A 12,478-nucleotide genomic window follows, 5' to 3' on the forward strand; every position below is an offset into this window, starting at 1 on the left:
ATGTAATAATAAAGATTTTAAATAAGCTATTCATTGAAAATTGATTTAGAAACTCTTATAGATTTTTGTTTGATTTTTTTGACCTAATCCAAGGACGGATTAGCCGGTGCACCAGACAAGGACGTCGCTTCTCCGGGTAGTCATAAAAAKCAGATAAAAATCTATTTAGAGTTTCTTTGAAATTTTCACAGACTAGCATTTTAAATTTTTCATTATTACTTTTTAACACTATAAATTTAGAATTTTTAGGCTTAGCTTTACCCCTATGCTTGTTTCACTATAAAATTTCTTAACAATCAATTTTTAGTTTAATATAAAAGTTTTATATTAATTTTAATTTAAAGTTTTTACTCTTATACATATTATTCTTTTATCAACTAAATATTTCCTTTACCCGTTAATTTAAATTTATTACTTAAATTAGAAAAAGGTTATATAAAGATATTTTTTCATCTTTATATAACCTTTTTCTTAGTAAATGCTTTTAAATTATAATTCTAATGCTATTTCCATCATATCAGTAAATGTTTCTTGTCTTTCTTTAGGATTTGTTTCATCACCTGTTAATACGTGATCTGATACTGTAAGTATAGATAATGCTTTAACTTTATTTTTAGCTGCTAAAGTATATAACTCTGCTGTTTCCATTTCTATAGCTAAAGTCCCATAATCTATCCATTTTTGTATTCCCATTCCTGTATCATCATAGAATAAATCACTGGATAATACATTACCAACTTTTATATTTAACCCTTTGCTTATCCCAAGCTCATAAGCCTTCTTCAAAAGTTCAAAATTAGCTGTAGGTGCATAATCCATTCCTTGAAATCTTCTTCTATTAATTCCTGAATTAGTTGAAGCGCTCATAGCCAAAACTATATCTCTTATTTTAACATCCTCATTTATTGCTCCACAGCTTCCAACTCTAATTAGTTTTTTAACTCCATAAGAATTTATAAGCTCATTAGCATATATAGATAGTGACGGAAGCCCCATTCCAGTTCCCTGTACTGATACTCTTTTTCCCTTATACATACCTGTATATCCATACATACCTCGTACATCATTATAACATTTTGCATCTTCTAAATAAGTATCTGCTATAAATTTTGCTCTTAATGGGTCCCCTGGTAATAGCACTATCTCTGCTATTTCCCCTTCATTAGCCATTATATGTAGATGTTTAGCCATATTAAACCCTCCCTAAAAAATATAATCTATTAATTATATATTGTTACTATTTATAAATTATAACATTATTGTATTTTTTTAAAAAGTTATTAGATAACTTTAAAGCTTGGATACCTAAAATAGTGAGACATGCTCCAAATTACTTAGAATTCAACACTATATTTTGTATAAAAATATTTTAAGTTATTGAATAAATTTAAATTAGAGCTTGTTTCTCTATATAAGTTAGTTAAAAGTTAAGAATTAAATGTCACCTTTTGAACCTTCCGTTAAAAGTGATAAAATTAACATTACTATGGCTATAGGTACTACCCCTACTAATATTAATTTTATATTTAAAGCTTTAAATCCAAATATAATTGGACTACCTAATGTATATACCCCAATTATAGATGATATTATTAATATGTTTATATTAAACCTTATTCCTTTTAATATTATTTTTAAAATATTATTTTTATTTTCTAATATATTTATCCTAATAAAAATTTCATTTTTACTCATTGCCATTGCTGTAGCTGTATTAATCATTTCAACACTAGTATTTTCTTTCAATTTAACTATACTATTACTGAAATAAATTATATTGTAAATTGTCAATAAAATAATTACTGTCTTTCTTCCACTACCTAATATAATAACTAAAATAGCTAAAACAGCTATATATGGTATAAAACTTATAAGTTCTATAAATAATTTATATACTTTATAAAATTTACTTCCAATTCTACTGTTAAAAATTATAAAAGCTATTATTGAAAAAACTATAGCTACTGTAATAGCTATAAATACCATACTTATAGTGTTTAAAAACAAATATTTCATACTATGTGGCATTGACCAAACTTCTTTTTTTACGACAATCATATCTATAAGACTAATAATTAAACCTAAAATTACAGATAAAAATAATATTATTCCATACCTTTTCTTAACCATCTCTCTACCCCTTTAAATAAGTTAAAGCCTTTATTATATCCTTTACATTAAGTGCCCCAACTACCTTTCCATTCTCTCCCAATACATCTAAATCATATACAGTCTTTTGAAGCATAAATGTTAATGCATCTTTTAATGTTTTATTTTGAGAAATTCTTTCCCTTACGTCTTTTCCTAGTTTTGGTATCATATAATCTTCAATTATCATATTAGATAGCATGTTAATATATAAATCAGCAGAACTTCCATCATTTAAAATATCTACTTTTGAATTAGACATTAATTTATCTGCTCTATCAAAACTCTTAAGTTTCCCCTCTTCTATAACAGCTACCCTATCTCCAATTTTTATAGCTTCTTCTAAATTATTCGTAGCAAATATTATTGTTTTACCTAGTTCCTTATGTAATTTTAAAAGACATTCTGAAAGCATAAGCCTAGATTCTGATTGTAAATTTTTAAAAGGCTCGTCCATAATAATAATATCTCCATCATTTAAAAAGGTTCTTATAAGACCTATCTTATGAATTTCTTCTGTATTTAATTGATATACTCTTTTGCTTTTATATTCATAATAATTTAAATCTAAAATAGAAAAATATTCATCTAATATAGTATCAATTTTTGTATTATCCCAATTTAATTTTTTAGGGACTATGCTTAAATTTTTTCTTATATCCATATTAGAAAATAATCCAACCTCTTTATTTATGTATCCTATACTTAATCTAAGAGTTTTTATATCAAAGTCGTTTATATTAACATCATTTATGAATATTTCTCCCAAATCTTCAATTACTATCCTATTTAACATATTTAAAATCGTAGTTTTCCCACTTTTACTTTGTCCTAAAATTACAGTTACTTCTCCATCTATAACATCTAAATTTAAGTTTTCAACAACAATTTCTTTGTTATATATCTTTGTAACTTGCTCAAATGAAATCATTTTAACCTCCTCAACTCCATTAAACACATTTTTTCTCCATAGCTTTTCACTCTATAATATTATATATATTTTTTCTCTTATTATATACCTTTCTTTCAATATATCGACATTTATTCATATATTATAATACTTTTTTAATTATAATCATAAAAAAACATAAAAAGCATATAACTTTTTATGTTTTTTCAAATTTAATCATATTTAAAATTTTATATAAACATTGATATAATTTTTATTATAACTAAATGCAAAGGATAAAATATATAAAATAAATACTTGGTAAATTTATTATTTATTCCTCTTTTACCATTATATAAAAGTATAAAAATTATTGAAAATACCATCATCCATTGAGGATCGAACAAGATTAATTGCTCATAAGCATTTCCGCTACCTATAGTTGAAAAAACACCAGTTACACATAATGAAAATAAAATATAGGCTACTGACATAATAAATTTTTTATCTCTTAAAAAATAGAATATTAAAGTCATTCCTACTCCAAATATTGAAGCTTCTGAAAAAAATGATGCAATAATAACTGCTAATGAACATATTATTCCTAAAATATATTTTTTGCTGTTTTTTGTATAGTCTATTACATACATTAATAATACAGCTAATGCTAAGGATAAGAATATATTGTTATGAATATGAAATACTACTCCTATTATTTGCATAATTAATGCAGATCCAAATAGTCTTCCCATATATTTAATTTTACTTTTAGTATGAAAAAATCCTTCTACTATAAAGTAAAAAAATATAGGTGAAACCACTCTCCCTATAAAATTAAACCACATAGGCATCCCTGAAAAATTACTTCCTACATGATCAAATACCATTAATATCATTGCTATAATTTTAATTGCAAATGCATCCATGAATATCCTCCTAAAAATTTATTTTCTTTAAGGATATTCTATTGCATTTATTAATTAACTCAAATTTAAATTACTTTCATTTAAATTACAATGTTGTAATAAATCAAACTTTAATGTTTCAAACCCTTATAAATTTTTAAAACCTTTCACAACTTCTATTTAAATTTATTCATTAAATCTTTGTTGTTATTTAATAAAATTCAAACTATCCATTATTAACCATGATGTTAATGGTAAAACCCCATATACAAGCAACATATGAATTTATTATACTTTGTTTTTTAATTCCTCAATACTTTTAAACCTCCAAAATAAAAAATACACTATATTTATTATAAATATTCCAGTAAATATTATTACAATTTGATTTAATATACTTATAGAATACATCATACTTGCAAATTTCATAAACATAAATGCATTTAAAAATGCTAATATATACGGTACAAAGAATATAAATGCCATTTCTCTTGATATTATTTCTTCTATTTCTTTATCTGTTGCACCAATACTCTTTAAATTTCTAAAATTAATTTTATTATATATAACTTCATTATAAAATCTAATATAAACTAAACTTAACGCCATAAAATAAATTAGTGTACAAATTAAGGTAGAGAAATATATGGATATTTTATTTGTAGATATAGAATCATAATATCTACTTACTCTTGATATCATATAAAATGTATCTTCTTTATCATATTTATAATATTCTTCTCTTATATTATCAATTATTTTAGTAGCTTCTGTCCATTTAGGCAAATCATATGCTATACAACTAAGATAGTTTAATTTTCCATTTAATTCATTAAACATATTTTCTGAAATAACATATAAATCATTAGCACTAATTGCATATGTTATATTAGGTATAGCCTTCTTATTTATACTTAACTTCTTACCATTAACCGGTACATAATCTTCTGTAATTTCCTCTTTAAATAAGGGGACACTATAAACCTCATCATCATTAACACTGATTTCAGACTTTCCATATTGCAGCGCTAATTTATTATAATCTTCATTACTTATAAATGAAATATGCTCATTTAAATTCAGTATCTTATATTTAGTTTTATAGTAACTAAAATCATTTTTTTCTAATATATTATCTAAATCTTTTTCAAAGGGAATTGTTTCACTTTTATTATTTATGAAAATGCAATATGTATAAGGAATTTCAACTTCTAAATTTTTTGCTACTACCATAGCATCCGTATATAGCATAGATATTATAGCAAAGGTTACAGTTAAAAGAATTGTTGCTAAAATTACTATATTAGACATATTAATGAAACGTTCTTTAATTGATGATAGTAGTATTATATTTTTACCTTTTATTTTTATAAAATATATTTTAGATAATAAATGTAAAAAATAAGGAATTAAATATTTTAATAATATGAAATTTATAATAGCTATGGTAAAAAATTCAATAAAAATGTAAATAGGGCTTATTTCAATATGTGAATTAAATTTATGTAATAATATCATAAGTATTAATATTATTATAGAAGTATAAATTTTCCATTTATTTAAAGCTTCAGTTTTTTTATTATCAATTAAAAGCTCATTACATCCTTTTTTTAAAATTTTGTTACAATTAATAGTGTAAGCTAAAATAAATATTATAGTATAAACTAAAACAGTTTCTATTATTGCATAAGTTGGAAAATAAAAATTCATACTTTCTATTTTGGTAATAGCACTAAAAATTATAAGAAAAAACTTTAAAAATACAACCCCTAATATAACACCAATAATTATTGCACTTCCACCAACTATTAAATTTTCTATCATAAAAAACTTATAGAAATCTTTATAGTCTACACCTAGTGCCATTAATACTCCAAATTCTCTTTTTCTCATATTTATAAATGTATTTAATGAATACATTATAAAAAATATAGATACTAAAATAACTTCAAATTTTATATAGCTAATATTAAACCGTAAATCACCCTGTACACTTTCTATTAATACAGGATGATTTATTATAGCTGAAGTTATAATGAATATAAAAACAGCTGCACAACTGCTAATTAAATAATATAAATATAATTTCAGATTTCTTATAGTACTTTTAAATAAGATTTTTTCAAAATTCATAGTCATTCCCTCCTAGAAAGGAAAGTACATCTAATATTTCTCTATAAAATTGCTTATTATTCTCTCCTTTATATATTTCATTATAAATTTCTCCATCCCTTAAAAATATAACTCTATTTGAAAAACTTGCAATATAAGGATCATGAGTAACCATGAATATAGTTGTATTCATTTGGGTTTGTATCTTCTTCATTAACTTCATTACATCATCACTGCTTTTAAAATCTAAACTTCCTGTTGGTTCATCTGCAAATAAAACTTTAGGCTCTGTAATTAAAGCTCTAGCTATAGCTACTTTTTGTTTTTCTCCTCCTGAAATTTCAAATATGTTTTTATGCAATATGTCTTTTATATTTAAAAATTCACTTAAAAATTTTAATTTAGATTTCATTTCACTATTCTTTTTATTTAAAAATGTTAATGGTAAAATTATATTGTCTTTTACATTTAAATAATCCAATAATCTAAAATCTTGAAATATACAACCTAAGTTATTCCTCCTAAATATTGTTATTTCTTCTTCTGAGAAATTACTAATATTTTTATTATATATTTTTACTTTTCCTGCAGAAGGTTTTGTCATACCATAGCAAATATTTAAAAAAGTACTTTTACCACTGCCTGAAGGTCCCATAACAGCTATGAACTCATTATTTTCTAAATAAAAGTTTAAATTTTTAATAGCAAATTCACCTTTTTTATAAATTTTATAAACCCCTTCTAGTTCTATTAAATTCAAGTTACCACCTCAAAACGTTATATTATAATAATAACTTTAGTTCCAATTCCTTGCTGTGACTCTATATATATTTGGTGATCTAATTTATTGCACACTTCTTTTACTAAATGCAATCCCATTCCTGTTGATTCACCATAAGTTCTTCCATTTTCACCTGTATAGAAAGCCTCAAAAACTCTTTTTATATCACTTTTAGATATCCCTATACCTTCATCTATGACTTGAATTTTTACTCTATCATTTTCCTTCTCAGCTATAACTTCTACAGATTTCCCCTTACCTTGTGAATATTTTATGCTATTTATTAATATTTGTTCTAATATAAATTCTATCCATTTTTTATCGCTATTTATAATTAACCCCTCTTCAATTCTAGTTTTAGGGAAAATTTTATTCTTTATAAAATAACTTTTTAAAGTATTTATAGCATTTTTTATAGGAATTTCTGCTGGAAATTGTTTTATTGAAAAATCATTTTTAAAATCTTCTATTCTAGCATTGTATAAAGCTAATTTTAATCCTCTTTCTAATTTATCAACTTCACTTTTTATATCTAATATAAATTCTTCTCTTTCATATTCTTGCATATATAGTTTTATTACTGAAATCGGCGTTTTCATATGATGAACCCATTGATTCATAAAATCTAACTGTTCTTTTTGCCTTTTTATTTGATTATAAACTTCACCTTGATAAAATCCGTACATTTCATTACTGATTCTATTTAATTCTTGTCCTAAATAAGAATCTCCAAACTCCGATACTAGTTCTTCAAAATTTACATAACTTTTAGACAATCCTTTATAAAATTTTTTATTTTTAAAATATCTACAAACCATATAAATTAAAACTACAAACATATTTAGAATAACAAAATACATTTTGTTATTTACAGTATTAAGTCCATCAAAAATTAAGTCACAACCAAATATTAATACAAAGCTAAATAAATATACCAAAACAAACCCTAAATTATCTTTTATAAACAGTTTCATCTAATTGCCTCCAACTTATATTAATCCTATATCCTGCCCCCCTAACAGTTTCTATAACATTTTCTATATTAAGCTCTAACAATCGTTTTCTTAATCTTGTTATATTTACATTTAGTGTATTATCATCTACAAAGGATTGATCATCCCAAAGTTTTTCTAATAATACATCTCTAGATACAATTTTAGGATAACTGCTCATAAGACAATCTATAAGTTCGCACTCCTTTTTACTTAATATAACCTTATTCTCCTTATATTCCAGTTCTAATCTTTCTGGGTATAGCATTAGTCCTTCTAAATTTACAATTCTTTCATTTGATGTTGATGCGTATTCTCCATATACTCTTCTTAAATTGCTTTTTATCTTAGCTCTTACAATTTCATAATTAAATGGTTTAACTATGTAATCATCTGCACCACTTTCTATAGCCATTATCTGATTCATATCACTGTCTCTAGCAGATATAAATATTATAGGACATAGTGATTTTTGTCTTATTTTACTACACCAATAATACCCATCAAATTTGGGTAAATTTACATCCATAAGAACTAAATTAGGATTTTCTCTATTAAAAATTTCCATAACTTCATCAAATTTTTCAACTTTTAAAACACTATATCCGTACCTTTCAATATATTCACTTAACAATGTTGCAATTTTTAAATCGTCCTCTACTACCATTATTTTATAAGACATACCATTATCTCCATTTCATAAATTTTATTTATAATAATATAAAAATACAATATTATTATAAATAAGGTATGTCTATTTTAAACATACCTTATTTATATTATCTATTATTTCCGTAAAATTATTTCAATAGTTTTTAATTTACTATTTTAAACCTTCCATCTATTCAGTTTCACTTATTATTTTATAATAATTTTTTGAAGTTATTATGTAATATATCATGTATATCACAATGTATGGAATTAATACTTGCAGTTCAATTAAAGCTGTATTTTGATTAAAAGCCTTTGCTATATATGAAATTGCTACAGCACTATGCACTATTCCTACAATTAAAGGAATTATAAACACATATGCAACCTCTTTGTATATTGTAGATTTTATACTTTTTTCACTAACTCCTATCTTTCTTAAAGATTTGTATCTACCACTTTCTTCTGTTGCTTCTGAAATTTGTTTGAAAAATATTATACTTCCCATTGCAACTAAGAATACTCCCCCTACAAATATTCCTATGAATAGCATTCCAGAAATAGATGTAGATTGTTCTTTAAAGTTTTCATAGTAAGATGAATATATAAATATATCACTTCTATCATCTTTATTTTTTAATACTTCTTCATTTACTGCATCATTAATCTTTTTATCTAACATTTCTATATTTTTATTATCGGAAAGTTGATATATATTTAATTTTTGTAACTCACCAATTTTCTTTACTTCATTATAATCTTTATCATTTAGTATAATGGTTTCAAATGACATATGCTCATTTATTAAATTATTTTTATAATATTTCTTTATAGTATAATTTTCAAAATTAATATTATCATTTGTTATATTTATTTCTTTAGGCTCTTCTTTATTAGATGCACTGTCTCCAAATTCATAAAAATATAGACATTCACCTGGTTTTAAATCAATGTTTTCATATTTTTTCTCTCTTAAATTATTTATCTTATCGAAATCACTTTCAGACATCACATTCAAATTTGACTGTTGTAAATCTACTTCACCTTCAACTTCAACATATTCAGCCTTTGTACTTCCTAAAAATTTAGTATTATTTTCTTCTTGTATAAATTTTGTAATATCACGGTCTAATGACTTACTATCTATAGATGTCATATATGAATATGGATACATATCATTAAACTTCCCGATAAACTTATCATAATAGCTTATACTTACACCCATAGCTGTTATAGTTGTTGCACTTAAAATCGCTATTAATGCTAATGCTCTAGAATTTCCTTTTATTCTAAACAGTAACTTAGATGTTACTATCATATTTAATCCTTTAAAATAAGATGTTTTATTTCTTTTTCTAGCCTTTATTAAAAATATTAATAAAGATGAAAATAACATAAAAGTTCCAACAGTTATTGATATTAATATTACTATCAATGATAACTCTGCATTTGAGGAATTTATTAAATTTAAATAGTTAAGATATCCAAACAAAATAAGTATTATTGATAATACTGCTTTTATCATTGATGCTTTTGGCTCAACTTCTCTTTTGCTTTCTGCTTTAAATAAATCTATAAGCTCAAATTTATAAATAGTTCTTCCACTAATAATAGAAACTAAAATAAAGATTATAATAAATGCTATAATTGTATTTATTATTCCTTTACTTGTTATTACTTTTCCAATAGGTATACTAAGTCCAATCATCTTTATTAGAACAATAGTTGCAAATTTCGCAAATATAGCTCCTAACAAAATTCCTATCACTAATGCTATAATACCAATAAAGAAAGTCTCTAAAAACAACATTCTACCTATACTCTCATTTTCAATTCCTAAAAGAGAATATAATCCAATTTCCTTTTTTCTTTTCTTTAGAAAAAAGTTATTAGAATACCATATAAACATTCCAGAAAAAAATAATATTATGTAAGATGACATTTTAAAACCTGTACTAAGTTTAACACTTTCTTGTAAAATACCATTTATTGTTTCATTAAACTCTAAAGATTTAAATATAAAAAATATTGATACTGATACTATTATAGAAACAAGATAAACAATATAATTTTTCAAATTCATTTTAACATTATTTTTTGCTATATTAAATATCATCTGTAGAATCACCACCAATTAAAGCCATAGTATCAATTATTTCCTGAAAAAATACTTTTCTTGTTGAAGATTTATGAATTTCTTTATAAAGCTTACCATCTTTTATAAAGATTACCCTTTTACAATAACTTGCAGCACCTGGATCATGTGTTACCATCATTATCGTAGCTTTTCTTTCTTCATTTAAACTTTCTAAGGAATTTAAAAGTTCTTTTGATGACTTAGAATCTAATGCTCCAGTAGGTTCATCTGCTAGTATAATAGATGGTTGTGATATTATTGCTCTAGCTGCTGCTGTTCTTTGTTTTTGTCCTCCTGAAAGTTCAGTTGGGTATTTATTTAATAGTTCTTCTATTCCTAACCTTTTACATGTTTCCATAACCTTTAACTCTATTTCTTTAACACTTACCTTACTTATAGCTAAAGGTAAAGCTATATTTTCTTTAACAGTTAATGTATCTAACAAATTAAAATCTTGAAATATAAATCCTAAGTTTTCTCTTCTAAACTTAGCTAATTCTTTATTATTTAAATCAGTAATATTTTTTTCCTCAATTTTAATTTGCCCATGAGATGGTTTATCTATAGTTGATACTATATTTAATAATGTACTTTTTCCTGCCCCTGATGGTCCCATTACACCTACAAATTCTCCTTCTAAGATTTGTAAATCTATATTTTCTAATGCTTTATAACTAATCCCTTTAGTTTTATATACTTTTGAAACATTTTTAATTTCTAATACGCTTTTCATTTAACCATTCTCCTTATAGTTATTTTAATGATGGATATAAAAATTTATATATTTTTTGTCTATTTTCAATTTTATCTCCATAGTATTTTTTTGCATATGACTTATCTTGTTCTTCAACTTCACCATTTCTACTTACCCAATTTGCCATCATTTCCTTAAAATCTTTACCATTAAAATTTTCTGATATATAAAATGAACCTAATCTTATATTATTCTCTGCCTTAGCTACATCTGCTTTGTTTTCAATTTTTATTCCTGCCTTTTTTGCTATTTCCATACCTGACTCATCTGTTATATTCATAAGTCCAGATGGTCTTCCTTTTTTATAAGGTGTTTCTCTGAAATTTGTTTCAAAGTGAATAACAGCCGCTATAACAGACGGATCTACTTTGTAATTTTCTCCACACTCCTTGATAACATCTATATTTGTTATAGGAAATAGCATTTCTCTTACAAATAGCCCAGAGCTTATTACTATTACAGCTAATGATAATAAAACTATTGTTACTTTCTTCATGTTTTTTATTCCTCCAAACTATACTAAAATTTTATTTAATAACTTAAAATTAATTTTTTAATTTATTACAAGTTTATTTTAATATGGATTTATAATTTTAAATATTGATTTATATTTCATAAATATTACAGCCTTGTAATGTTAATAAAAATAACCTTGCTAAAATTTAGCAAGGTTATTTTTACTACATATTATTTTATAATCTATATAATTCTTATTTTAATTTTATACTCCCTGTTCTACATTTCCATTTCTAATTTTAGGACCATTTCCATTACAACTACCTCTATTTTGTTTACAGTTTTCTCTATTTTGCTCACAATTCTCTCTATTTTGAGGACAATTTTCATTATCTCCTCCATAATAACATTGATCATTCGTGTTTTCTTCCACTGCTGGAGTTTCAGTCCCATCACTTATCTTAACCGGTGCAATTTCACTTTTTACTTCAGATTGCATATTTTGACTCTTAGTTTCAACATTATTTGATGTCCCTGCAAAAACCATTCCTGTAGCACCTAAAGTCATAGTTGTTGCCATAATTAATGATAATATTATTTTTTTCATTTTAAATTCCTCCTATAAGTTAAATTCATATTCTCTAATATAATAT

At 24.1% G+C, this 12,478-nt stretch carries 12 protein-coding genes; all 12 read right to left on the reverse strand.

Annotation, left to right across the window (positions count from 1 at the left end):
- Window positions 1–489: 489 nt before the first annotated feature.
- The 12 genes from deoD to ACYUE0_RS14225 all read right to left on the reverse strand — a co-directional run bounded on the left by deoD (window position 490) and on the right by ACYUE0_RS14225 (window position 12,432).
- On the reverse strand, window positions 490–1,191 hold the full coding sequence (deoD, locus tag ACYUE0_RS14170) for a purine-nucleoside phosphorylase (RefSeq protein WP_061994701.1): 702 nt from the start codon (window positions 1,189–1,191) through the stop codon (window positions 490–492).
- Window positions 1,192–1,434: 243 nt separating this feature from the next.
- Window positions 1,435–2,130 carry a hypothetical protein gene (locus ACYUE0_RS14175; RefSeq protein WP_460271085.1) on the reverse strand — a complete coding sequence of 232 codons (696 nt, stop codon included), beginning with the start codon at window positions 2,128–2,130 and terminating at the stop codon, window positions 1,435–1,437.
- Window positions 2,131–2,134: 4 nt separating this feature from the next.
- The gene (locus ACYUE0_RS14180; RefSeq protein ID WP_460271086.1) at window positions 2,135–3,079 is read right to left on the reverse strand and encodes an ATP-binding cassette domain-containing protein; all 945 of its coding nucleotides are present in this window, start codon (window positions 3,077–3,079) and stop codon (window positions 2,135–2,137) included.
- A 209-nt stretch (window positions 3,080–3,288) separates the two neighbouring features.
- On the reverse strand, window positions 3,289–3,969 hold the full coding sequence (locus tag ACYUE0_RS14185; protein WP_460271116.1) for a TraX family protein: 681 nt from the start codon (window positions 3,967–3,969) through the stop codon (window positions 3,289–3,291).
- 261 nt (window positions 3,970–4,230) lie between these two features.
- Entirely contained in the window at window positions 4,231–6,075 is a 1,845-nt protein-coding gene (locus ACYUE0_RS14190) for an FtsX-like permease family protein (RefSeq protein ID WP_460271087.1), read from the reverse strand.
- Window positions 6,065–6,814 carry an ABC transporter ATP-binding protein gene (locus ACYUE0_RS14195; protein ID WP_460271088.1) on the reverse strand — a complete coding sequence of 250 codons (750 nt, stop codon included), beginning with the start codon at window positions 6,812–6,814 and terminating at the stop codon, window positions 6,065–6,067. Before ACYUE0_RS14195 ends, ACYUE0_RS14190 begins: the two co-directional genes overlap by 11 nt.
- A gap of 17 nt (window positions 6,815–6,831) precedes the next feature.
- Entirely contained in the window at window positions 6,832–7,809 is a 978-nt protein-coding gene (locus ACYUE0_RS14200; RefSeq protein ID WP_460271089.1) for a sensor histidine kinase, read from the reverse strand.
- Complete coding sequence (locus ACYUE0_RS14205; RefSeq protein ID WP_199870606.1) at window positions 7,787–8,509, reverse strand: response regulator transcription factor; 723 nt, start codon at window positions 8,507–8,509, stop codon at window positions 7,787–7,789. Before ACYUE0_RS14205 ends, ACYUE0_RS14200 begins: the two co-directional genes overlap by 23 nt.
- Before the next feature lie 159 nt (window positions 8,510–8,668).
- Complete coding sequence (locus ACYUE0_RS14210) at window positions 8,669–10,594, reverse strand: ABC transporter permease (RefSeq protein ID WP_216449736.1); 1,926 nt, start codon at window positions 10,592–10,594, stop codon at window positions 8,669–8,671.
- The gene (locus tag ACYUE0_RS14215) at window positions 10,584–11,348 is read right to left on the reverse strand and encodes an ABC transporter ATP-binding protein (protein ID WP_460271091.1); all 765 of its coding nucleotides are present in this window, start codon (window positions 11,346–11,348) and stop codon (window positions 10,584–10,586) included. The genes ACYUE0_RS14210 and ACYUE0_RS14215 overlap by 11 nt, the downstream gene beginning before the upstream one ends.
- Window positions 11,349–11,367: 19 nt before the next feature.
- The gene (locus ACYUE0_RS14220; protein WP_216449746.1) at window positions 11,368–11,865 is read right to left on the reverse strand and encodes a transglycosylase SLT domain-containing protein; all 498 of its coding nucleotides are present in this window, start codon (window positions 11,863–11,865) and stop codon (window positions 11,368–11,370) included.
- Window positions 11,866–12,090: 225 nt separating this feature from the next.
- Complete coding sequence (locus ACYUE0_RS14225) at window positions 12,091–12,432, reverse strand: hypothetical protein (protein ID WP_460271092.1); 342 nt, start codon at window positions 12,430–12,432, stop codon at window positions 12,091–12,093.
- Between the last annotated feature and the right edge of the window lie 46 nt (window positions 12,433–12,478).

The organism is Clostridium sp. CTA-19 (genome assembly GCF_054767855.1).